The organism is Streptomyces sp. NPDC057694 (genome assembly GCF_042799415.1).
Taxonomy (GTDB): domain Bacteria; phylum Actinomycetota; class Actinomycetes; order Streptomycetales; family Streptomycetaceae; genus Streptomyces.
In genome coordinates this window covers 147005-168150 of sequence record NZ_JBHVIX010000007.1, presented here as the reverse complement: position 1 = coordinate 168150, position 21146 = coordinate 147005, and the positions used below count along the sequence as shown (strand labels likewise).

Here is a 21146-nt window from a genome sequence, read left to right as displayed (position 1 = left end):
CAACTGGTCTACACCAGTTGCCAGAGTATCCAACAACCGCCCCACATGGCTTGTTCCGGGAGGACGCCCATGAGCACGAACGCTGCCGCCGCACCTCGGCCGAGCCCCTGGAGCAGCTTCTTCCAGGGGCTCCAGAAGATGGGGCGCAGCCTTCAGCTGCCCATCGCCGTGCTCCCGGCGGCCGGTATCGTCAACCGGCTCGGCCAGCCGGACGTCTTCGGTGACGACGGCCTCGGCTGGACCAATGTCGCCAAGGTGTTTGCAGGTGCGGGTGGCGCGCTGCTCGACTCGGACCTGGGTCTGCCGCTGCTGTTCTGCATCGGTGTGGCGATCGGCATGGCCAAGAAGGCGGACGGTTCCACGGCGCTCGCGGCCGTGGCCGGCTTCCTCGTGTACCGGGGTGTGCTGCACCAGTTCCCGATCGACTGCGCCGACGGGGCGAAGGCGGTGGCGACGGGGTGTCAGGCCGCGGACAACACCGTCTCGGCGTTCTCGTTCCAGAATCCCGGTGTCTTCGGCGGCATCATCATGGGCTTCCTGGCGTCGTTCTTCTGGGTGCGCTACCACCGTACGAAGCTGGTCTCCTGGCTCGGCTTCTTCAACGGCCGCCGGCTCGTGCCGATCATCATGGCGTTCGTCGGCATCATCTTCGCCGTGATCTGCCTGTGGATCTGGCCGCCGATCGGTGACGGCCTGGAGAGCTTCTCCAACTGGCTTCAGGACCTGGGGGCCATCGGTTCCGGCATCTTCGGCGTCGCGAACCGTGCGTTGCTGGTCATCGGCCTGCACCAGTTCCTGAACGTGCCGCTGTGGTTCCAGTTCGGCTCGTACACCAAGCCGGACGGCACGACCGTGCACGGTGACATCAACATGTTCCTGAGCGGTGACCCGCACGCGGGCATCTATCAGACGGGCTTCTTCCCGATCATGATGTTCGCCCTGCCGGCGGCCTGTCTGGCGATGTACCACTGCGCGCGCCCGGAGCGCCGCAAGGCGGTCGGCGGCATGATGCTCTCGCTGGGGCTGACCTCGTTCGTCACGGGTATCACCGAGCCGATCGAGTACTCCTTCGTCTTCATCGCGCCGCTGCTGTACGCGGTGCACGCGGTGCTGACCGGTGTGTCGATGGCGGTGACGTGGGCGCTCGGCGTCAAGGACGGCTTCAGTTTCTCCGCGGGTCTGATCGACTACCTGATCAACTGGAACCTGGCGACCAAGCCATGGATGATCATTCCGATCGGTCTGGTCTTCGCGGCGCTCTACTACGCGATCTTCAGATTCGCGATCACGAAGTTCGATCTGAAGACCCCGGGCCGTGAGCCCGAGGAAGAGGTCGAGGACATCACCAAGGCCTGAGCCAGGCCTGACAGGGCAGGCGCCCCTGAACGAAAGGGCCCCCGGACCATCGGTCCGGGGGCCCTTCGTCACGTTTGAGTCGTACGCCCCACATATGTTCCAGACCACAAAAAACACGGGTTCCTTATCTCACCTTCACCGTGCTACAACAGGTCTACACCACTGAGGTGGTGTAGACCATCTGGCTGCTGCCCACCCCTTTTCTTCCTTTCCGTCCCCGGCAGCACCCCAGCACATGGAGGAAGTTGATGAGCTCCGCCACCGCTACGGCGGCCCCCGCAAAGAAGCGGGGATCAGGCCTGTTCCAGGGCCTCCAGAAGGTGGGTCGCAGCCTGCAGCTGCCGATCGCGGTGCTGCCGGCCGCCGGCATCCTGCTCCGTCTCGGGCAGCCGGACGTGTTCGGTGACGACGGCCTGGGCTGGCACAAGGTCGCCGCCGTCTTCGCGACCGCGGGCAGCGCCGTCTTCGACAACCTGCCGATGCTGTTCTGCATAGGCGTGGCCATCGGCTTCGCCAAGAAGTCCGACGGCTCCACCGCACTCGCCGCCCTCGTCGGGTTCCTCGTCTACAGCAACGTGCTGAAGGCGTTCCCGGTCACCGACGCCGTCGTCAACACGACCGCGAACAAGGGCGTCGACGTCGCGGCGACGTACAACAACCCGGGTGTCCTCGGCGGCATCATCATGGGTCTGCTGGCCGCGATGCTGTGGCAGAAGTTCCACCGCACCAAGCTGGTCGACTGGCTCGGCTTCTTCAACGGCCGCCGCCTCGTCCCGATCATCATGGCCTTCGTCGGCGTGATCATGGGTGTCTTCTTCGGCCTCATCTGGGAGCCGATCGGTGAGGGCATCTCCAACTTCGGCGAGTGGATGACGGGTCTCGGCGCCGCCGGTGCCGGCCTCTTCGGTCTGATCAACCGCGCGCTGATCCCGGTCGGCATGCACCAGTTCGTGAACACCGTCTCCTGGTTCCAGCTGGGCGACTTCAAGGACGCCACGGGCGCGGTCGTGCACGGCGACCTCAACCGCTTCTTCGCGGGTGACCCGACCGCAGGACAGTTCATGTCGGGCTTCTTCCCGATCATGATGTTCGGCCTCCCGGCCGCCGCCCTCGCCATCGCGCACAGCGCCCGCCCCGAGCGCCGCAAGGCCGTGATGGGCATGATGGTCTCGCTGGCCCTGACCTCGTTCGTCACCGGTGTGACCGAGCCGATCGAGTTCTCGTTCATGTTCATCGCGCCGCTGCTGTACGCGATCCACGCGGTGCTGACCGCCCTGTCGATGGCGATCACCTGGGCGCTCGGCGTCCACGCGGGCTTCACCTTCTCCGCGGGCTTCATCGACTACGCGCTGAACTGGAACCTGGCGACCAAGCCATGGCTGATCATCCCGATCGGCCTGGTCTTCGCGGCGATCTACTACACGCTGTTCCGCTTCGCGATCACCAAGTTCAACCTCACCACCCCGGGCCGCGAGCCCGAGGAGGAGATCGAGGACATCACCAAGTGAGCCCCGCTCACGCGTGACCCCTCCCCCTGTACGACCTGCACGACGGCGAAGGCCCCGGAACCGATGAGGTTCCGGGGCCTTCGCCGTGCGGTGTCCGGGGTCAGATCTCGTAGGACCGGCCGGGGGCGGCCAGCTCCACGGGGCCGTCGTACACCCCGCGCGCGTCCGCCAGGTTCACCTGCGGGTCGGTCCACGGCGGGATGTGGGTGAGGACCAGCTTGCGGGCGCCGGCGCGCTGCGCGGCCTCGCCCGCCTCCACGCCGTTGAGGTGCAGGGCCGGGATGTTCTCCTTGCCGTGCGTGAACGCGGCCTCGCACAGGAACAGGTCGCTGTCCGTGGCCAGTTCGTCCAGCGCCTCGCACGGGCCGGTGTCCCCCGAGTACGTCAGGGAGCGGCCGCCGTGCTCGATGCGGATGGCGTACGACTCGACCGGGTGGCAGACCTTCTCCATCCGTACGGAGAACGGCCCGATGTCGTACGAGCCCGGCTTCACGGTGTGGAAGTCGAAGACCTCGCTGAAGGCGGAGGCCGAGGGGGTGTCGGCGTGCGCGGTGGTCAGGCGCTGCTCGGTGCCCTCGGGTCCGTAGACGGGCATCGGGGCGCAACGGCCGCCGTCGTGGCGGTAGTAGCGCACGACGAAGTACGCGCACATGTCGATGCAGTGGTCGGCGTGCAGATGGGACAGGAAGATCGCGTCGAGGTCGTACAGACCACAGTGGCGCTGCAGCTCGCCCAGGGCGCCATTGCCCATGTCGAGGAGCAGCCGGAAGCCGTCGGCCTCTACGAGGTAGCTCGAGCAGGCCGATTCCGCGGACGGGAACGACCCTGAGCAGCCGACGACGGTGAGCTTCATAGGAGCTGGAACCTCCGCGCTGGCGGTCGGGATGCGGGGTGGAACCTGTGGATTCTGTCGAGCGTAAGGCGCAAAAGCGCGGGTGGCTCCTCCGTCACCGGCTGTTGTGGGCGAACTCACCTGCGGTGTCACCGGTTCGGGGGGCGTGCGTTTGCGGGGTGGTCCGGCAGCGCGCCCCGTGCGCCCCGCCGGTACCGTCTCCGTATGGACACGTCATGGTGGCTGGCGCTCGCGGCCGTCGTTCTGCTCGCGCTCGTCGCCACGCTGGTGGACGGTTGGGGACGCGGCACGCGGGTGCGGCGGGGCGCTCGGCGGGGGCGGGTGGCGGGTGGGCCCGCGGCCGGGGAGATCTGGTGGGCGCTCGTGCCGTACGAGGACGGGCCCGGGGGTAAGGACCGGCCCTGCCTGGTCCTCGATCCGCGGGGGCGCACCGTGCTCGTCGCGAAGATCACCAGCCGGTATCACGAGGAGCGGCCCGGGGTGATTCCGTTGCCGCCGGGGGCCGTGGGGGATGCGCGGGGGCGGGCCAGTTTCCTGGAGACCGACGAGCTGCGCGAGGTGCCTGTGCGGGACTTTCGGCGGCGGGCCGGGGTGGCTGATCCGGTGCTGTGGGATCAGGTGCGGCGTCTGGGGTGGTGAGCCGGGGGCGCGTTGCCGGGTGCGGCTCTCGTCGTGGCTGGTCGCGCAGTTCCCCGCGCCCCTGAAGGCTGCGCTGCGCGCGCCTTCCCCTGCCCCTGAGCGAGCGGAGCTCGCTTCAGGGGCGCGGGGAACTGCGCGAGAAGCGGCCACCGGCCCGCGCGTGAAGAACTGCCCAGGGGCGCGGGGAACTGCGCGACCAGCCCCCACGCACCCGCACCCGTCGGCGAGAGGCTAGGCCCAGAGCTGGCCGTGGAGGACCTCGATGGCCTCTTCCGTGGTGGCGGCGGTGTAGACGCCCGTCGACAGGTACTTCCAGCCGCCGTCGGCGACGACGAACACGATGTCGGCGGACTCACCGGCCTTCACCGCCTTCTTGCCGACCCCGATGGCGGCGTGCAGCGCGGCCCCCGTCGAGACCCCGGCGAAGATGCCCTCCTGCTGCAACAGCTCCCGCGTACGCGTCACGGCATCGGCGGACCCCACCGAGAAGCGCGTGGTCAGCACGGAGGCGTCGTACAGCTCGGGGACGAACCCCTCGTCCAGGTTCCGCAGGCCGTACACCAGGTCGTCGTAGCGCGGCTCGGCCGCGACGATCTTGATGTCCGGCTTCTGCTCGCGCAGATAGCGGCCGACGCCCATGAGCGTGCCCGTGGTGCCGAGGCCCGCGACGAAGTGGGTGACGGACGGCAGGTCGGCGAAGATCTCCGGGCCGGTCGTCGCGTAGTGCGCCCCCGCGTTGTCCGGGTTGCCGTACTGGTAGAGCATCACCCACTCCGGGTGCTGCCCGGCCAGTTCCTTGGCGATGCGGACGGCGGTGTTCGAGCCGCCCGCGGCCGGCGAGGGGATGATCTCGGCGCCCCACATGGCGAGCAGGTCGCGCCGCTCCTGCGAGGTGTTCTCCGGCATGACGCAGACGATGCGGTAGCCCTTGAGGCGGGCCGCCATCGCCAGCGAGATGCCGGTGTTGCCGGAGGTGGGCTCGAGGATGGTGTCCCCGGGCTTGAGCCGGCCGTCCTTCTCGGCCTGCTCGATCATGTGGAGCGCGGGGCGGTCCTTGACCGAGCCGGTCGGGTTGCGGTCTTCCAGCTTCGCCCAGATCCGTACGTCGTCGGACGGGCTGAGCCGCGGCAGGCGCACCAGAGGGGTGTTGCCGACCGCGGCCAACGGGCTGTCGTAGCGCATGGGTTGCTACGTTCCCGCGCTCAGCGCATGCCGCCGGCCACGGCCGGCAGGATGGTGACGTTGTCGCCGTCGGCGACCTTGGTGTCGATGCCGTCGAGGAAGCGGACGTCCTCGTCGTTCAGGTACACGTTCACGAAGCGGCGCAGCTGGCCGTTGTCCACGATGCGGTCGGCGATGCCCGCATGCCGGGTGTCCAGGTCGACGAAGAGCTGGGCGAGGGTGTCCCCGCTCGCCTCGACGGCCTTGGCGCCGTCGGTGTAGGTGCGGAGGATGGTCGGGATGCGGACCTCGATGGCCATGCTGGGCTCCTGTCAGGAGTCGGAAGTCGAGTGGGTGCGCGCGTGGGCGCTTTCCGTACAGGCGGGCGACCGGACGTACGGCGGTGCGGCTCAGCGCGGACAGATGGCGCCGGCGAGGCGGCACAGGTCGACGTGCAGCCGCGCCACGAGCAGCATGCCCGGCGTCTTTTCGCTCACGTCGTGGAAAACCATGGGCTCATCGTATCGATTCCCGCCCGGGTCTCCCGAGTGTGATCTCACGATGCGGTCGAAATGCGTCCGCCGGTCGAGACCGGGAGGCCAAAAGGGCCGGATCAGGCGGTGACCTCGACCTCTTCCTCGGTCACCGTGCCATCGACGATACGGAACGAGCGGAACTGGAAGGGGCCCGCGTCGTCGGTGTCCGCGGTGGAGACCAGGACATAGTGGGCGCCCGGCTCGTTGGCGTAGGAGATGTCGGTGCGGGAGGGGTAGGCCTCGGTCGCCGTGTGCGAGTGGTAGATGATCACCGGCTCCTCGTCGCGGTCGTCCATCTCGCGGTAGAGCTTGAGCAGGTCGCCGGAGTCGAACTCGTAGAACGTGGGCGAGCGGGCCGCGTTGAGCATCGGGATGAAGCGCTCGGGGCGGCCTTCGCCGGCCGGTCCCGCCACTACGCCGCAGGCCTCGTCGGGATGGTCCTTGCGGCTGTGTTCCACGATCTGGTCGTACAGCTTCTGGGAGATTGTCAGCATGCCGTCAGCATAAGCAGCCGGGCTGCCACGTATCGGTGTGCGATATGTGACAGCCCGGCTGGTGAGACGCCTATGGGGGCGGGGACTTCCGTTTCGTGTGCGACCGACCGTCTCGTCGTGGTTGCTCGCGCCCCGCGGCGGAGCCGCTGATCGATACAGCCCCGCGCCCCTTAGGGGCGCTTCACGGGCGCGGCGCCGGCGGGCTTCCGCGACTTGAGGATCAGGTAGGCGACCGCGAGGATCGCGCCCCAGACCGGTGCGCCGTAGAGGGCGACCCGGTTGTCCTTGTCCATGCCCATCGTGACGATGACCAGGGCGATGAAGGCCAGCGAGAGGATGCTCGCCCAGATGCCGCCCGGGGCGCGGAACGTGGACTTGGGCAGTTCGCCGCGGTCGGACTTGAGGCGGTAGCGGATCTGGGCGATCAGGATGACGATCCAGGCCCACATGCCGGAGATGGTGGCGAAGGAGACGACGTAGTTGAACGCCTCGCCCGGCCACTGGTAGTTGATCCAGACGCCGACCAGCATCATCGCGGCGGAGAACGTGGTGCCGATGACCGGCAGACCGTTCTTGCTGAGCTTGGTGAACAGCCGCGGGCCCTGGCCGTTCTGCGCGAGGTCGCGCAGCATGCGGCCGGTGGAGTACATGCCCGAGTTGCAGGAGGACAGCGCGGCGGTCAGCACGACGAAGTTGACGATGGCGGCGCCGATGCCCAGGCCCATCTCGTCGAAGGCGTGGACGAACGGGCTCTCGCCGGCCTTGAAGGACGTCCAGGGCACGACCGAGAGGATCATGATCAGGGCGCCGACGTAGAAGACGGCGATGCGCCACGGCACGGTGTTGATGGCCTTCGGCAGGACGGTCTTGGCGTCCTTGGCCTCGCCCGCGGTGACGCCGACGAGCTCGACCGCGAGGAACGCGAACATCACCATCTGGAGGGTCATCAGCGTCGAGCCGATGCCGTTCTCGCCGGCGAAGAAGCCGCCGAGGTCCCACAGGTGCGTGACGGACGCGGTGTCACCGAGGTCGGAGAAACCGATGGTGAGGATGCCGGCGCAGATCAGGATCATGCCGATGATGGCGGTGACCTTGACCGTGGAGAACCAGAACTCCAGCTCACCGAAGAGCTTCACGGAGATCAGGTTGGCGCCGTAGAGGATGATCGTGAAGACCAGTGCGGACAGCCATTGCGGGATGTTCCACCAGAACGTCATGTAGACGGCCGCGGCCGTCACCTCGGTCATGCCGGTGATGACCCAGAACAGCCAGTACGTCCAGCCGGTGACGAAGCCCGCGAAGGGGCCGATGAACTCACGCGCGTACTCCGAGAACGAGCCGGAGACCGGGCGGTACATGAGGAGCTCGCCGAGCGCCCGCATGATGAAGAAGATGACGACGCCGGCGACGGCGTACGCCAGGATCAGGCTGGGTCCCGCTTTGGAGATGCCCTTGCCCGCGCCGAGGAAGAGGCCGGTCCCGATGGCGCCGCCGATGGCGATCATCTGGATCTGGCGGGACCCGAGGCCCCGCTGATAGCCCTCGCCGGACCCGGGGGACGTCTCGTCGTCCCGTACGGCCTCATTGCCGGCAGAGTCTTTGCCGTGCTGCTCGACCTGCGCTGAGGTCATGGTGCTGCGCCTTTCTCCATGCCGATCCGTGCCGTGGGGGGCTCGGATCGACTGTGACGATCCTTCGGGCGTGGGGCCCTGGACGGATGGAGCTGTTGCCTACCGGGGTCAGCCGGTAAGGGCGCCCCCGGCGGACTGGGGTGGTGTCCGCCGGGCGGTCGTGAAGATTTATCACGCCGTTCACGGTGATCGACTCTGCCGACTGTGGCCTACGGCACAGGAAAAAGCGGTCAAAGCGGCCCTGGCGCGTCATAGCCAGGCAGGGGCGGTGACCTGATCGTTATCCGGATTTGAGCGTCCGCTGAGCGAACGCCGGGGTCAGGGCAGCAGCGTCTCGACGAGGGTCTCCTGGAGCCCTCCGAGCCACAGGTACGCCATCACCATCGGCTTGCGCGGGTCCTCGTCGGGGAGGCGGTAGAGGAGGTCGGTGTCCTCTTCGTCGACGATGTCGAGGCGGGTGCCGATCGCGAGGCGCAGGTCGTTGAGCGCGCGCATCCAGCGGACCGAGTCGTCCGGGGTGAGCTGGAGGACCGCGCCGCCGTCGCCGGCCGCGCCGAGCCCGTCGAGGGAGCGCACCACCGCGAGGGCGTCGTCGCGCTTGCCGGCCCGCAGGTCGTTCTCGGTGAAGCGCCGGAACTCCGAGGAATGCGCCTGGAGTTCGGCCTGCGCGTCCCGGCCGGAGGGTGCGCCCGGGCCGCCGTACGCGTCCGGGAAAAGGCGGTGGAGCACCGGGTCGGCAGGGGGTTCGCTGGGTCCCTCGGCGAACAGCTCGGCGAGCGGGTCGTCGGACACCTCGCCGCCGGGCCCGGGGCCGATCAGCTCCAGGAGCTGGACGGCCAGCGAGCGGATGATGGAGATCTCGACGTCGTCGAGGGCGACGGCAGCGCCGCCGCCGGTGACCGGTTCGAAGTGCCCGGGCATTTACTTCCGATCCTGTTGCAGCGTGGCCCACAGGCCGTAGCCGTGCATGGCCTGGACGTCCCGCTCCATCTCCTCGCGGCTGCCGGAGGAGACGACCGCGCGCCCCTTGTGGTGGACGTCCATCATCAGCTTGGTGGCCTTGTCCTTGGAGTACCCGAAGTACGTCTGGAAGACATACGTCACGTAGCTCATGAGGTTGACCGGATCGTTGTGGACGAGCGTGATCCAGGGGACGTCCGGCTCGGGAACCACGGAGAGATCCTCCGTCGTCTCGGGGCTTTCGATCTCAAGGGGTGCTGGAGCCGTCACACGGCCCATGCTGCCACCAGGAGGGGTCCATCGCACAAACGGACCCAGAAATCGTCACACTGACGCTAATTCGGGGTAGCATCCTCACCATGAACACAGCGGACCTTGGCCTGCCGGTGGATGTTCCGTCGACAGCGCTCTTCACCGACCACTACGAGCTGACCATGCTGCAGGCCGCCCTCCACGGGGGCACGGCCGACCGGCGATCGGTCTTCGAGGTCTTCACCCGCCGGCTGCCCGAGGGCCGCCGCTACGGCGTCGTCGCGGGCACCGGACGCGTCCTGGACGCGGTGGAGAACTTCCGGTTCGACGCGGGCGTCCTGAACTTCCTGCGCGAGCGCAACGTGGTGGACGAGCCGACCCTCGCCTGGCTCGCGGACTACCGCTTCTCCGGCGACATCTGGGGCTACCCCGAGGGCGAGGTGTACTTCCCCGGCTCCCCCGTGCTGCGCGTCGAGGGCTCCTTCGCCGAGTGCGTGCTCCTGGAGACGGTGATCCTCTCGATCCTCAACCACGACTCGGCGATCGCCGCGGCCGCCTCCCGGATGTCCTCGGCCGCCGGGGACCGGCCGCTGATCGAGATGGGCGCCCGGCGCACCCACGAGCTGGCCGCCGTCGCCGCCTCGCGCGCCGCCTACGTGGGCGGTTTCGCGACGACCTCGGACCTCGCGGCCGGGTTCCGGTACGGGATCCCGACGGTGGGCACGAGCGCGCACGCGTTCACCCTGGTGCACGACTCCGAGCGAGACGCCTTCCAGGCCCAGGTCGACTCCCTCGGCGAGGGCACGACGCTGCTCGTGGACACGTACGACGTCCAGGAGGCCGTGAAGACGGCCGTCGAGATCGCGGGGCCGAAGCTCGGCGCCGTCCGGATCGACTCCGGCGACCTGCTGCTCGTCGCGCACCGGGTGCGCGAGCAGCTCGACGACCTCGGCGCCAAGGACACCAAGATCGTGGTCACCTCCGACCTCGACGAGTACGCCATCGCCTCGCTCGCGGCCGCGCCCGTGGACGCGTACGGCGTCGGTACGCAGCTGGTGACCGGCTCGGGGCACCCGACCTGCTCCATGGTCTACAAGCTGGTGGCGCGCGCCGAGTCCGCCGACCCGAAGGCGCCGCTGACGGCGGTCGCGAAGAAGTCGGCGGGCGGCAAGACGTCCGTCGGCGGCCGCAAGTGGGCCGCGCGCCGGGTCGACCGGAGCGGGGTCGCCGAGGCCGAGGTCCTGGGCACCGGCGCCGTGCCGGCCGAGCTGGCCGACCGCCAGCTCCTGGTCGAGCTGGTCAGGGGCGGCGAGGTCGTGGCCCGTGAGCCGCTGGACGCGGTGCGCGAGCGGCACATCGCCGCGCGCGACGGGCTGCCGCTGTCGGCGACGCAGCTCTCGCGGGGCGAGGCCGTGATCCCGACGGAGTACCTCTAGGGCGCGCATCACCCAGTGCCCCAATTGCCCTCTCCCGCAAGCCACTTGAAGCTTCTACGCTCGTAGTCCCACGGATTATTCGTCTCGTTAAGGAAACCGCCCATGCGCCGCGCCTTGATCGTCGTAGACGTGCAGAACGACTTCTGCGAGGGCGGCAGCCTCGCGGTGGCGGGAGGTGCCGATGTCGCTGCCGCGATCACCGATCTCATCGGGCAGGCGGGCGGTGGCGGCTACCAGCACGTCGTCGCCACCCGTGATCACCACATCGCGCCCGGGAACCACTTCTCGGACGCGCCGGACTACCAGCACTCGTGGCCCGCGCACTGCGTCGCCGGGACCGAGGGGGTCGGGTTCCACCCGAACTTCGCGCCGGTCATCGCCTCCGGGGCGGTCGACGCCGTCTTCGACAAGGGGGCGTACGCGGCGGCGTACAGCGGGTTCGAGGGGGCGGACGAGAACGGGGTGTCGCTGGGCGACTGGTTGCGGCGGCGGGAGATCTCCGAGGTGGACGTGGTCGGGATCGCTACCGATCACTGTGTGCGGGCCACTGCGCTGGATGCCGCTCGGGAGGGGTTTCGTACGCAGGTGCTGCTCGATCTGACCGCCGGGGTCGCTGCCGCCACCACCGAGGCTGCGCTCGCCGAGATGAAGGATGCCGGGGTCGAGCTCACCGGTCAGCCCGTCGTGGCCTAGGACACGGGGCTCTGCCCCGGACCCCGCTCCTCAATCGCCGGAGGGGCTTAAATCGGGCTTGAGTGGGGTGCGCGCATCAGCGTCCGTATCGAGCTCCAGTAGCCCGCCTCCGTCAGGTCCGGGGCCTCTTTCCAGACCAGGCCGTCCGGGTGGTGGAGGACCGCTGTGATCTCGTCCGGGGTCGGCGGGTGCTGGTTGCCCCGCAGGTAGACGGCGCGCAGGCCCAGGTTGCGCAGGCGGGTCAGGGCGCGGGCGCGGTTCACGGCGTGGACCAGGACCCGTACGGCGCCCTCTCCAGGGCCGGGCGCGGGCAGCGTCAGCGCCACCACCACACTGCCGCCGGGCAGCTTGCAGAACCCTCCTGCGGACATACCTGTCACACCCCCGTGAGACGTCGTGTCAATAAGGAACTCACAGGACGCACCTAAACACGATCGGCCGCGACCCGCTAGCCCTCGCTAGCAAAGTCGCGGCCGATACGTCTTTGACCTGCGGTTTTACCGGATCAGCGGGTGGAGGGGCCCACCTTCACCGTGATCGAGGAGCCGTCCAGGGGCTGGTTCAGGACAGTTATCCGCGTGTTGGTGTCAGTTGTCTTGACACTGCCGGTCGGGTTCTCCGCGTACCAGTAGGTGCCCTTGCGGTCGTCGAAGACCGGGTTGCCGAGCTGCGCCTTGATCTTGGTCGCGACGCCCAGCTTGTGCAGGGTCATGCCCGGCACCGGGTACCAGCCGAAGGCGGCGTCGTACGGGGTGATCTTGTTGGAGATCAGCTTGCCGTCCGACCACTTCATCGGCTTCGCGTGCGCGTCGACCGGCAGGATCAGGCCTTCGCCCGGGTGCTGCCCGACGTTGTTGTTGCGCTGCGAGGTGTCCCACTGCCAGACGACCAGGCCGGGACGGTACTGGTAGTGCTCGACCCAGTTCTGCTTGTCGCCGCCGTCGCGCCAGCCGAAGTTGTACGGGCCGACCTTGAGGGTCTTGTCGTACGACTCGTACTGACGGTTCTCGGCGATGTAGAACTGCGGGAAGTCGCCACTGACGGACGCGCCGACGCGCGAGAAGCCGTTCGCGGTCCAGCCCGCCTGCTCGGACTCGGCGTCGTCGGCGAACAGGGTCGCGCCGTCGGCCTTGACCGCGAGGTTGTCGAACGCGAAGCCCATCTGGGCCACGCCGCCGTCGGTCTTGTAGCGGAAGCGGACGTCGATCTTCTTGCCCGCGTAGGCGTCCAGCGGGTACACGAGGTGCTGGAACTTGCCGTTGGTGCCGGTCAGGGCCGGCTTGTCGCCGCCGTCGCGCGGGATGGCCTGGCCGTCGGCGGTGCCGTCGATCGTCTGCCAGCTCGCGCCCGAGTCGGTGGACACCTGCGTGTACAGGTAGTCGTAGTCCTTCTCGATGTCGTACCAGCCGTCGAGTTCGAGGGACCCGGACGCCTTGCCCGTCAGATCCACCGTGCGCGACAGGGTGTTGTCGAGATCGTCGCCGTAGTCCGACCACCACTGCTTGCTGCCCTGCGCGGGCTGCACGATGTTCGTGGTGACGTTCTTCTTGGGCAGTTCGACGACCAGGGCCTGCTTGAGCTTGGTGTTGTACTCCGAGACACCCAGCTTGTGCACCGAGTTGGTGGCGGCCTTGGCCTTGTCGTAGTTGAGCCAGCCCAGTTGCAGCTTGTCCCAGGCGGTCATGTCGCCCGGCATGTCACCGATGGCTTCCTTGCCGGTGCCGAGCCAGGAACCGGCCGACATCAGCGACCAGAAGCCCACCGAGTTCTCGCCGATGTACGTGGTGTCGTACAGGTCGGGCAGGCCCAGGTCGTGGCCGTACTCGTGGGCGAAGACACCGAGGCCGCCGTTCTCCGGCTGCATCGTGTAGTCGCCGACCCAGATGCCGGTGTCGCCGACCGGGGTGCCGCCCGCCTTGAAGCCGGACGGGCCGGTGTTGCCGTCGTCGCGGCTGTAGGCGTAACCGCGGTGCGCCCACAGCGCGTCCTCGCCCTGGACGCCGCCGCCCGCGGACTCGTCCTCGCCGGCGTGCACGATCTGGAAGTGGTCGATGTAGCCGTCGGGCTCGTTGAAGTTGCCGTCGTTGTCGTGGTCCGTACGGTCCCACTGGTCGTACTTGGCGAGGTCTGCCTTGATGTCGGCGTCCGACTTGCCGGCCGCCTTCTGGTTCGCGACCCACGCGTTCACGCCGTCGCGGACCAGGTCCTCGACGGTCGGGCAGTTCGAGGCGCCGCAGTAGTTGGAGCCGTACCGGGCCTCGTTGTAGTCGACCTTGACCCAGTCGGAGACCTCGCCGTCGACCGAGTAGCGGCCCGAGGACGTCTTCTCGTAGTACGTCTTCAGGGAGTCGACGCCCTTGCCGGAGCCGAAGTACAGGTCCTGGAAGTGGTCCCTGTTGTAGTCCGACTGCCAGGCCGTGCTGTTGTCCTTCTTGCGGTCCGGCTCGGCTATCTGATTGTGCAGCGGGCCGGTGTCGCCGCCGTACTTGCTGTCGACCTTGTCGCCGAACTCGACCAGGATCGTGAAGATCTGGTCGGTGCGCTCGCGGCCCAGCTCGACGTACTTGTCCTTGCCGAGCTTGACGACCTTCGAGCCGTTCTTCTCCTGGACCTTCGAACTGCCCTTGATCACCTGCTCAAGGGCGGTCTGCCGCTGCTCGGACTGCTGCCGGCTGAACGGGCCGTCGATGACATGGCCCTTGCCCTGGTAGCTGTCGCCGTGCGAGCCGCTCGGCGGTGCGGCCGGGCTGTCGGCCTGCGCGGTGGTGGCCGCCATGGAGCCGGTGGCCGCACTGGCGGCCAGGGTCACGAGTACGGCGGCGGATCTCAACGCCCGTCTCTTCAAGGTCACTTGGGTGTTCCCTCCTCCGTGGCGCAAAGCCACGCATCACAAGTGACGCCATTTGACCGGAGGTAGGAAAGAATTAACAGACCTTGACTGTGACATGTGCGTTGCATTATGCAGCGCGGCCGATCCGGTATCCGGACGGCTCCACCAGTACAACGGGCGCGCTCGAACGCCCACTTGGTGGACTGAATGACTCCGTGCGCCCCCCATGCACCTGCACCGTGGGTAAGGTCATGCTTACTGGTCGTTCCAGTCGGGCACACGTCGGATTAAGGTTAAGGGCACGGTGGGCCACGAGCCCCGGACGCCCCGCCCTGCTCCCCCGCTGTCACGAGGACGGACATCGCCATGCCTCGACCGACTGTCGCACAGCTCGCCTACGGTTCGGCCACCGTCGTACTCTCCACCCTCGCCATGCTGCTGCTGTCGCAGACCAGTTCGGGGCCGGGGGTCGGTGTCATCGCCATGTCCGCGGTCATCCTGGGCCTGTTCGTGGCACTCAACGTACCCAAGCCGAAGCAGACGCCCGCGCCGGAGCCCGTCGCCCCGCCGCAGGAGTCGCGCGAGCGGGAGCCGGTGCACGAGACGGCGGGCCCGTGAGACACGGGCCCGCCGTCCTGTCTGCGACCTCTCGGTCGTCTCGGTCTCGCCGAGCGGTCAGCCGCTGCTGACCACCACGGTCTTGGCCGCCTTGTCGTGCAGGCCCTGCTTGTAGGGCTTGTCGAAGAAGCTCCAGCCACCACAGATCGCGGTCCAGATGCACGCGCAGCAGAACGCGAACGGGACCCACAGCACGAGCGCCCGGATCAGGTTGGTCTGGACGCTCGGCGTCGCGCCGCTGTCGAGGGTGGCCACGCGCAGCTTCATCAGCCGCTTGCCGAGAGTCTGGCCGGTCCTCGCCGTCAGGATGACGTCGTACGCGATGTAGAGGACGGCCGTCAGGAGCGAGGAGCCGGCCTGTTTGCCCGAATTGATGCTGTCGCCGTCGGTGTTGAAGCTGACGATGTGGAACGCCCAGGACAGCAGGCCGACGATGATGCCGATCAGCACCATGTCGATGATGCGGGCCAGTACGCGTTTGCCGCTCTCGGCGAGGGGCGGCATGCCGGCGAGGGGGTCGCCCGCGCCGGGGCCTCCGGCTCCGTACGGGTCATTGCCGTAGGGCGGAGGTGTGCCGCCGTACGGGGGTGGGCTCTGGGAGGCGTTGTCGTAGGGATTCTGGGGGGTCTGTCCCGGCTGACTGTCGTACGGCGAGCCGCCACCCTGGTTCGTCGGCGGCGGCTTGCGGAACGGGTCGTCGTCCGGCGGCTGGCCGGGTCCGTTGGGCGGCGGTTCGGTACTCATGGCCCGAGTGGACCGCGATCCCGTGCCGAACGCACCCGGCGGGCCGCCGTCCGGATGACCCGGGGCCCTTGTTCCGGCCACCCGGGGGTGAGGCCGACCGTGCGGTTCCCCGCGCCCCTTAATGGGTTGTCGGTCGGCTGACGGCCGGTGGCCGCTTCTCGCGCAGTTCCCCGCGCCCCTGAGATGCGCACTTCGTGCGGCATCTCATCAGAGGCGCGCCACCTGCCCAAGGCGGAGGCGCGCGCAGCGCAGCCTCAAAGGGGAGGCGGCGCGAAGCGCCTGCCTCAGGGGCGCGGGGAACTGCGCGACCAGCCCCCACCGGCCGTCAGTCGGCTACGAAAGTGCGGGCCAGTTTGTCGTGGAGGCATTGGCGCCAGGGGCGGTCGAAGGCACCCCACAGGACGCCGAGGACGCCGATCACCAGGACACCGGGGACGCTGTAGGCGAGCCAGCGTTTGAGGGCGGCGCCGAAGGTCGGGGAGCTGTGCTCCTCGATGTCCCGGACGGACAGGCCCAGCACCTTCTTGCCGAGCGTGCGCCCCCATTTGGCGGTGGGCAGCGCCTCGTAGAGGACACCGAAGACCAGCAGCACACCGAGCACGATGCCCAGGTACACGCCCGTGGTGCCGTCGATCAGCCACACGGTGACCTGTCGCCCGGACGCCTTGGCCGCGTCGACCTTGTCCTCGATGTGATCGGCCGCCCGCGCCCCCAACGGCACAGCGGCGACCGCCGTGACGACCCCCAGCACGACCGAGTCGATGAGCCGCGCGGCGAACCGCTTGCCGAGCCCGGCCGGCCGCGCGCTCGCCGCGGCCTGCGCGGCGGCGAGGAACGGGTCGGTGGCCACCGGCTTGAACGGGGTGACAGGCCCGCCGCTCTCCGGCGTCGCCAGCTGGTGCACCTGCTGCGCCCAGGAGGGCTGCCCGCCACCGGGCCCCTGGGTGACCGGAGTGGGCAGGGGCTGCTGTTGCTGTTGCTGCGGCGGGTAGCCATAACCGGCCTGCGGCTGCTGGGGCTGCGGCTGCTCCGGAGCGGGCGCGGGGGCCGGGGCCGGGGCCGCCTGCTGCTTCGGCAGGGCCCGGATCGCCATCGTGCCCTCGGTGCGCACAGGAGCAGCGGCCCCCGGCCGCACCGCCCGGATCGAGACGGTGCTGTCGGGCCGCTGCTGCGACTCGTCGGCGGCCGGCTCGGGGGCGGCCTGCCCGCTGTCCGGAGAGCCCGCAGAGCCCGCAGAGCCCGCAGAGCCCCAGGAGATCCGGCGGTCCTGCTCACCGCCGAATCCGGACTGCCGCGAGGCGTTGGCCTGCCAGGCGGAGGCGGGCTCGGGCGGGGCGGGGGCGTCGACGCTGCTGACGGCGCCCGTCTCCGGTCCGGTCTCCGTCCGTACGGAGGGCTCCTCGTCGAGGAAGACCGGTCCGGTCTCCTCCACGGGTGCGGCGGACTGCTGGGCCGCGGGCCCGGGTGGGGCGGTGGCTCCCGGCGGGGCCGGCAGCTGTTCGCCGTCGGACGGCGCGGGGCGGCTGGTGCCGGGGACCCAGGCGGCTCCGTTCCAGTACCGGACATATCCGGGAATGGACGGATCGGGGTAGTAGCCTTCGCGGGGCCTGTCGTCGCCGGGGGCCGGGGTTGGGGCGCTCATGTCCGTCGTCCCGTATCTGCTCGGGGGTCTTGTTGTGGCCTCTACGTCTATCAGACCACCGCGCCCGCCCGTGCCGCTCCGCCGTTACGGACCACTTTCCGGGCATTCGCGGGCGGCTTGAGCGGCCCTTCCCGAGTGGCCGGAAAAAAACTTCGGCGAACTCGCGTAATGCCGCGGCCACATCGGCCTCTCACCTTGTACGGGCCCGCTCCTGGACCCGTACAAGGCGAGAGGAAGCGCACGACATGACTTCAGTGGTGGAACGCGAACTAGAGCTGAAGCTGGTGTTGTCGCCCGAGCGGAGCATCCCCGTCCCGGCCCGGCTGACGTACCGCACGAACGACCCCTACGCCGTCCACATCACGTTCCACGTCGGGTCCGACCACCCGGTCAACTGGACGTTCGCGCGCGAACTGCTGGTGGAGGGGGTGTTCCGGCCGTGCGGGCACGGTGACGTACGGGTGTGGCCGACGAAGGTGGACGGGCGCAGTGTCGTACTGATGGCGCTGACCTCGCCGGACGGCGACGCGCTGCTCGAAGCCCCGACCGCGCAGGTCTCGGCCTGGCTGGAGCGCACGCTGCGGGCGGTCCCCCCGGGCTCTGAGGCCGAGCGGCTCGGTATCGACGCCGGCCTCGCCGAGCTGCTCACCCCCACCCCGGCCGACGACCTCTACCTGCGCGACCCGTGGGGGTCGGACGAGTCGGACGGCCAGTGAGGGGCGGTCAGAACAGCTTGCCGGGGTTGAGGAGGCCGAGCGGGTCGAAGGCCGCCTTCACCGCCTGCTGCACCTCGACGCCGACCGGCCCGAGCTCGCGGGCCAGCCACTCCTTCTTCAGGACGCCGACGCCGTGTTCACCGGTGATGGTGCCGCCGAGTTCCAGGCCGAGCGCCATGATCTCGTCGAAGGACTCGCGGGCCCGCCGGCCCTCGTCGGCGTCCTGGGCGTCGAAGCAGACGGTGGGGTGCGTGTTGCCGTCGCCGGCGTGCGCGCAGACGCCGATGGTCAGCGCGTACTTCTCGGCGATCCGCTCGACGCCTTCGAGGAGTTCGCCGAGCCGGGAGCGCGGTACGCACACGTCGTCGATCATCGTGGTGCCCTTGACGGCTTCGAGCGCGGTGAGGGACAGGCGTCGCGCCTGGAGCAGCAGTTCGGACTCCGCCGCGTCCTCGGCGGGCACGACCTGGGTGGCGCCCGCGGCCTCGCACAGGGCGCCGACGGCGGCGAGGTCGGCGGCCGGGTCCGGGGTGTCGAAGGCGGCCAGGAGCAGGGCTTCCGTGGTCTCCGGGAGGCCCATGTTCGCCATGTCGTTGACGGCCTTGACCGTCGTACGGTCCATGAGTTCGAGGAGTGACGGGACGTGGCCGCCCTCCATGATCCGGCAGACGGCGTCGCAGGCGGCCGCGGCTGACTCGAACTCGGCTGCCAGCACGAGCTGTTGGGGCGGCTGCGGCTTGAGCGCCAGCGTCGCCCGCACCACGATGCCGAGGCTGCCCTCGGAGCCGACGAAGAGGCGCGTGAGGTCGTATCCCGCGACGCCCTTGGCGGTGCGCCGCCCGGTGGACAGCAGACGGCCGTCGGCGAGGACGACGTCGAGTCCGAGCACGTACTCCGCCGTCACCCCGTACTTCACACAGCACAGGCCGCCGGAGGCCGTGCCGATGTTCCCGCCGATGGTGCACATCTCCCAACTGGAGGGGTCGGGAGGGTAGTACAGGCCGTGCTCGTTGACCGCGCGCGAGAGTGTCGCGTTGATGACTCCCGGCTCGACGACCGCGATCCGGTCGACCGGGTTGATCTCCAGGATGCGGTCCATCTTGGTGAGGGAGAGCACGACGCAGCCCTCGCTGGCGTTGGCCGCGCCCGACAGGCCCGTGCGGGCGCCCTGCGGGACGACCGGGACGCGCAGCGCGGTGGCCGTGCGCATCACGTGCTGGACCTGTTCGACCGTGCGGGGCAGGACGACGGCGGCCGGGGCCCCGGCGTCGCAGAAGCTCGCCATGTCGTGCGCGTAGGACGCGGTGATGTCGGGGTCGGTGAGGACGGCCTCGGCGGGCAGCCCGTCGCCGAGCAGTTCGATGAGGGTGCGGCTCATGATCACAGCCTCGCACTCGGGGCCATCGGTGTGAACCCGTCTGTGGCCTCCACCGTGTGCTCTTCGTATTGACGCACAGTATGCGCCATGGAGATCGCCGAGAACGCCGAGGACGTCCAGACCTCCGCGCAGGCCGTGGCGCCCGTGCCGGAGCCCGTCGCCGCCCCACGCCGCCGCTCCCCCGCCGTGCGGCGCGCGGTCGTCGCGGCCGTCACCGGGTGCGCGGTGCTCGGGGGTGTGCTGGTGCTGCTGCCGGACGAGGAGCACAAGGCGGCGCCGCTGCCCGGTCCCGCCGGGCGGGCGGTGATCGCGGCCGCCGTCGGGGCGCCGGCCGCGCTGCCGGATCTGACCGCGCTGATCGGGGAGCGCGAGGCGCGGGTGCGCGCCCATCCGCGGGACGGTCTGTCGTGGGCGGCGCTCGGGGCCGCCTACGTGGAGCGGGGCTCGCGGACGGCGCGGACCGCGGACTATCCGCTGGCCGAGCGGGCGTTGCGCAGTTCGCTCGCGGCGCGGCCGAAGGGGAACGTCGAGGCGCTCGACGGGCTCGCCGCCCTCGCGGCCGCCCGGGGCGACTGGCGCGGGGCCCGCGTGTACGGCGAGGCCGCGGTCAAGGTGGCGCCGAAGCGCTGGTCCTCGTACGTCGCGCTGGTCGACGCCTATCGCGGTACGGGTGACTACAAGGCGGCCGACCGCACCCTGGAGAAGCTGACCGGCCTTTCGTCGGGCGCCGGTACGTCGGTGACGCAGCGGACGGCCGCCGTGTACGGGGACCGGGGCTGGCGGGAGGACGCGGCCGCGGTGCTGGCCGACGCGTCGGCGCGGGCCGGCACTCCGGCGGAGCGGGCGGCGCTGTTGCGGCAGAGCGGTGACCTCGCCTGGGACCGGGGCGAGCCGGCCGACGCGCTGCGCCACCAGGACGCGGCGCTCGCCGCCGATCCTTCCTGCCACGCGGCGCTCGCGGGGCGGGCCCGGGCGCTGGCCTCGCTGGGGCGGACGGCCGAGGCCGTGAAGGCGTATCAGCTCGCGCTGGCGAAGCAGCCGGAGCCGGGGTACGCGCTGGAACTGGGCGAGTTGTACGAGTCGCTCGGCGACGAGCGGGCCGCCGACGCCCAGTACGCGGCGCTACGGGCGCGGGTCGCCGCGCAGCGGGCGCACGGGGTGGACGACGCGCTGGTCCTCGGGCGGTTCGAGGCCGATCACGGGGATCCGGAGGCGGCGGTGGCGCGGTTGCGCGCGGAGTGGTCGCGGGCGCCGGGGATCGCTGTCGCGGACGCGCTGGGGTGGGCCTATCACCGGGCCGGGGACGAGGACGCGGCGCACTGGTTCTTGCGGCGGGCCACCGATCGGCAGAAGGGCGGGACGGTGCGCAATGCTTCGTACTCGTACCATCTCGGGGCCGTGGAGCGGGAGTTGGGGCTCTATGGTGCGGCTCGGCGGCATCTCGGGGAGGCGGTGCGGATCAATCCCGGGTTCTCGCCGTTGTACGGGCCTGCTGCGCGGGAGGCCCTGAACGCGGTGGGCTCGCCGCCCGAGGGTGGGGTTCCGCAGATGTGGCCCCCGAAGCCGCCGGTGGCGCCCGCTTCGAAGCAGGTGGCACCCACGCGCCGTTGAAAGGTACCGGTCGCGTCGTGGCTGGTCGCGGGGGGGGCCGCCCCCCCCCGGGAGGGCAGACAGGCTCCCGGAGGCGCGGAGAGCCACT

General features: G+C 69.7%; 21 protein-coding genes. 8 read left to right on the top strand and 13 right to left on the bottom strand.

Features of this window, described 5'->3' with window-relative positions; all coding sequences use genetic code 11:
- Positions 1-69: 69 nt before the first annotated feature.
- Both ACFVDP_RS18535 and ACFVDP_RS18530 read left to right on the top strand, forming a co-directional pair.
- The gene (locus ACFVDP_RS18535; RefSeq protein WP_383490661.1) at positions 70-1356 is read left to right on the top strand and encodes a PTS transporter subunit EIIC; all 1287 of its coding nucleotides are present in this window, start codon (positions 70-72) and stop codon (positions 1354-1356) included.
- A 248-nt stretch (positions 1357-1604) separates the two neighbouring features.
- Positions 1605-2864: a PTS transporter subunit EIIC gene (locus tag ACFVDP_RS18530; RefSeq protein WP_383490659.1), complete on the top strand. Its 1260-nt coding sequence runs from the start codon at positions 1605-1607 to the stop codon at positions 2862-2864.
- 100 nt (positions 2865-2964) lie between these two features.
- On the opposite strand, the gene ACFVDP_RS18525 is transcribed toward ACFVDP_RS18530, so the two are convergent.
- Positions 2965-3717, bottom strand: coding sequence for an MBL fold metallo-hydrolase (locus ACFVDP_RS18525; protein ID WP_383490657.1), 753 nt, complete (start codon positions 3715-3717; stop codon positions 2965-2967).
- 204 nt (positions 3718-3921) lie between these two features.
- Between ACFVDP_RS18525 and ACFVDP_RS18520 the strand changes: the two genes are divergently transcribed.
- On the top strand, positions 3922-4356 hold the full coding sequence (locus ACFVDP_RS18520; protein WP_383490655.1) for a type II toxin-antitoxin system PemK/MazF family toxin: 435 nt from the start codon (positions 3922-3924) through the stop codon (positions 4354-4356).
- A 231-nt stretch (positions 4357-4587) separates the two neighbouring features.
- Here the strand turns inward: ACFVDP_RS18520 and ACFVDP_RS18515 are convergent, their stop codons facing one another.
- The 7 genes from ACFVDP_RS18515 to clpS all read right to left on the bottom strand — a co-directional run bounded on the left by ACFVDP_RS18515 (position 4588) and on the right by clpS (position 9417).
- Positions 4588-5538 (bottom strand): PLP-dependent cysteine synthase family protein, encoded by a 951-nt coding sequence (locus ACFVDP_RS18515; protein ID WP_383490653.1) that lies wholly within the window; start codon positions 5536-5538, stop codon positions 4588-4590.
- A 20-nt stretch (positions 5539-5558) separates the two neighbouring features.
- Positions 5559-5837: a MoaD/ThiS family protein gene (locus tag ACFVDP_RS18510; RefSeq protein ID WP_383490652.1), complete on the bottom strand. Its 279-nt coding sequence runs from the start codon at positions 5835-5837 to the stop codon at positions 5559-5561.
- Positions 5838-5927: 90 nt separating this feature from the next.
- Positions 5928-6029 carry a putative leader peptide gene (locus ACFVDP_RS18505; RefSeq protein WP_383490650.1) on the bottom strand — a complete coding sequence of 34 codons (102 nt, stop codon included), beginning with the start codon at positions 6027-6029 and terminating at the stop codon, positions 5928-5930.
- A gap of 101 nt (positions 6030-6130) precedes the next feature.
- Positions 6131-6547, bottom strand: coding sequence for a Mov34/MPN/PAD-1 family protein (locus ACFVDP_RS18500; RefSeq protein WP_383490648.1), 417 nt, complete (start codon positions 6545-6547; stop codon positions 6131-6133).
- Positions 6548-6717: 170 nt separating this feature from the next.
- Positions 6718-8178 carry an amino acid permease gene (locus ACFVDP_RS18495; protein ID WP_383490646.1) on the bottom strand — a complete coding sequence of 487 codons (1461 nt, stop codon included), beginning with the start codon at positions 8176-8178 and terminating at the stop codon, positions 6718-6720.
- A 318-nt stretch (positions 8179-8496) separates the two neighbouring features.
- Positions 8497-9099: a DUF2017 domain-containing protein gene (locus ACFVDP_RS18490; protein WP_383490644.1), complete on the bottom strand. Its 603-nt coding sequence runs from the start codon at positions 9097-9099 to the stop codon at positions 8497-8499.
- A complete protein-coding gene (gene clpS, locus ACFVDP_RS18485) occupies positions 9100-9417 on the bottom strand; it encodes an ATP-dependent Clp protease adapter ClpS (protein WP_383490642.1) in 318 nt (105 codons plus the stop codon). It lies immediately after the preceding gene.
- Between the two features lie 80 nt (positions 9418-9497).
- Between clpS and ACFVDP_RS18480 the strand changes: the two genes are divergently transcribed.
- Positions 9498-10826: a nicotinate phosphoribosyltransferase gene (locus tag ACFVDP_RS18480; protein WP_383490640.1), complete on the top strand. Its 1329-nt coding sequence runs from the start codon at positions 9498-9500 to the stop codon at positions 10824-10826.
- 102 nt (positions 10827-10928) lie between these two features.
- On the top strand, positions 10929-11519 hold the full coding sequence (locus tag ACFVDP_RS18475; protein WP_383490638.1) for an isochorismatase family protein: 591 nt from the start codon (positions 10929-10931) through the stop codon (positions 11517-11519).
- Between the two features lie 47 nt (positions 11520-11566).
- Here ACFVDP_RS18475 and ACFVDP_RS18470 read toward each other — a convergent pair whose 3' ends face one another.
- Together ACFVDP_RS18470 and ACFVDP_RS18465 are read right to left on the bottom strand one after the other, a co-directional pair.
- Positions 11567-11890 carry a hypothetical protein gene (locus ACFVDP_RS18470; protein WP_383490636.1) on the bottom strand — a complete coding sequence of 108 codons (324 nt, stop codon included), beginning with the start codon at positions 11888-11890 and terminating at the stop codon, positions 11567-11569.
- 134 nt (positions 11891-12024) lie between these two features.
- Positions 12025-14370, bottom strand: a complete 2346-nt coding sequence (locus tag ACFVDP_RS18465; protein ID WP_383490635.1) for an immune inhibitor A domain-containing protein — start codon at positions 14368-14370, stop codon at positions 12025-12027.
- A gap of 345 nt (positions 14371-14715) precedes the next feature.
- On the opposite strand from ACFVDP_RS18465, the gene ACFVDP_RS18460 reads away from it, so the two are divergent.
- Positions 14716-14967: a hypothetical protein gene (locus ACFVDP_RS18460; protein ID WP_383490633.1), complete on the top strand. Its 252-nt coding sequence runs from the start codon at positions 14716-14718 to the stop codon at positions 14965-14967.
- 57 nt (positions 14968-15024) lie between these two features.
- Here ACFVDP_RS18460 and ACFVDP_RS18455 read toward each other — a convergent pair whose 3' ends face one another.
- Positions 15025-15711, bottom strand: a complete 687-nt coding sequence (locus ACFVDP_RS18455; RefSeq protein WP_383490631.1) for an RDD family protein — start codon at positions 15709-15711, stop codon at positions 15025-15027.
- 325 nt (positions 15712-16036) lie between these two features.
- Positions 16037-17353 carry an RDD family protein gene (locus ACFVDP_RS18450; protein ID WP_383490629.1) on the bottom strand — a complete coding sequence of 439 codons (1317 nt, stop codon included), beginning with the start codon at positions 17351-17353 and terminating at the stop codon, positions 16037-16039.
- Positions 17354-17598: 245 nt separating this feature from the next.
- Between ACFVDP_RS18450 and ACFVDP_RS18445 the strand changes: the two genes are divergently transcribed.
- Entirely contained in the window at positions 17599-18069 is a 471-nt protein-coding gene (locus tag ACFVDP_RS18445; protein ID WP_383490627.1) for an SsgA family sporulation/cell division regulator, read from the top strand.
- 7 nt (positions 18070-18076) lie between these two features.
- Here ACFVDP_RS18445 and ACFVDP_RS18440 read toward each other — a convergent pair whose 3' ends face one another.
- A complete protein-coding gene (locus tag ACFVDP_RS18440; protein WP_383490626.1) occupies positions 18077-19447 on the bottom strand; it encodes an FAD-binding oxidoreductase in 1371 nt (456 codons plus the stop codon).
- 87 nt (positions 19448-19534) lie between these two features.
- Here ACFVDP_RS18440 and ACFVDP_RS18435 point away from each other — a divergent pair, with 87 nt between their 5' ends.
- Positions 19535-21058, top strand: a complete 1524-nt coding sequence (locus ACFVDP_RS18435) for a tetratricopeptide repeat protein (protein ID WP_383490625.1) — start codon at positions 19535-19537, stop codon at positions 21056-21058.
- The last annotated feature ends 88 nt before the right edge of the window (positions 21059-21146 follow it).

Coding starts and splice junctions, on each gene's coding strand:
- ACFVDP_RS18515 (WP_383490653.1), bottom strand. CDS start 5,538: ATGCGCTACGACAGCCCGTTGGCCGCGGTCGGCAACACCCCTCTGGTG.
- ACFVDP_RS18505 (WP_383490650.1), bottom strand. CDS start 6,029: ATGGTTTTCCACGACGTGAGCGAAAAGACGCCGGGCATGCTGCTCGTG.
- ACFVDP_RS18445 (WP_383490627.1), top strand. CDS start 17,599: ATGACTTCAGTGGTGGAACGCGAACTAGAGCTGAAGCTGGTGTTGTCG.
- ACFVDP_RS18520 (WP_383490655.1), top strand. CDS start 3,922: ATGGACACGTCATGGTGGCTGGCGCTCGCGGCCGTCGTTCTGCTCGCG.
- ACFVDP_RS18480 (WP_383490640.1), top strand. CDS start 9,498: ATGAACACAGCGGACCTTGGCCTGCCGGTGGATGTTCCGTCGACAGCG.
- clpS (WP_383490642.1), bottom strand. CDS start 9,417: ATGGGCCGTGTGACGGCTCCAGCACCCCTTGAGATCGAAAGCCCCGAG.
- ACFVDP_RS18500 (WP_383490648.1), bottom strand. CDS start 6,547: ATGCTGACAATCTCCCAGAAGCTGTACGACCAGATCGTGGAACACAGC.
- ACFVDP_RS18470 (WP_383490636.1), bottom strand. CDS start 11,890: ATGTCCGCAGGAGGGTTCTGCAAGCTGCCCGGCGGCAGTGTGGTGGTG.
- ACFVDP_RS18495 (WP_383490646.1), bottom strand. CDS start 8,178: ATGACCTCAGCGCAGGTCGAGCAGCACGGCAAAGACTCTGCCGGCAAT.
- ACFVDP_RS18460 (WP_383490633.1), top strand. CDS start 14,716: ATGCCTCGACCGACTGTCGCACAGCTCGCCTACGGTTCGGCCACCGTC.
- ACFVDP_RS18440 (WP_383490626.1), bottom strand. CDS start 19,447: ATGAGCCGCACCCTCATCGAACTGCTCGGCGACGGGCTGCCCGCCGAG.
- ACFVDP_RS18525 (WP_383490657.1), bottom strand. CDS start 3,717: ATGAAGCTCACCGTCGTCGGCTGCTCAGGGTCGTTCCCGTCCGCGGAA.
- ACFVDP_RS18455 (WP_383490631.1), bottom strand. CDS start 15,711: ATGAGTACCGAACCGCCGCCCAACGGACCCGGCCAGCCGCCGGACGAC.
- ACFVDP_RS18435 (WP_383490625.1), top strand. CDS start 19,535: ATGGAGATCGCCGAGAACGCCGAGGACGTCCAGACCTCCGCGCAGGCC.
- ACFVDP_RS18510 (WP_383490652.1), bottom strand. CDS start 5,837: ATGGCCATCGAGGTCCGCATCCCGACCATCCTCCGCACCTACACCGAC.
- ACFVDP_RS18535 (WP_383490661.1), top strand. CDS start 70: ATGAGCACGAACGCTGCCGCCGCACCTCGGCCGAGCCCCTGGAGCAGC.
- ACFVDP_RS18475 (WP_383490638.1), top strand. CDS start 10,929: ATGCGCCGCGCCTTGATCGTCGTAGACGTGCAGAACGACTTCTGCGAG.
- ACFVDP_RS18450 (WP_383490629.1), bottom strand. CDS start 17,353: ATGAGCGCCCCAACCCCGGCCCCCGGCGACGACAGGCCCCGCGAAGGC.
- ACFVDP_RS18530 (WP_383490659.1), top strand. CDS start 1,605: ATGAGCTCCGCCACCGCTACGGCGGCCCCCGCAAAGAAGCGGGGATCA.
- ACFVDP_RS18490 (WP_383490644.1), bottom strand. CDS start 9,099: ATGCCCGGGCACTTCGAACCGGTCACCGGCGGCGGCGCTGCCGTCGCC.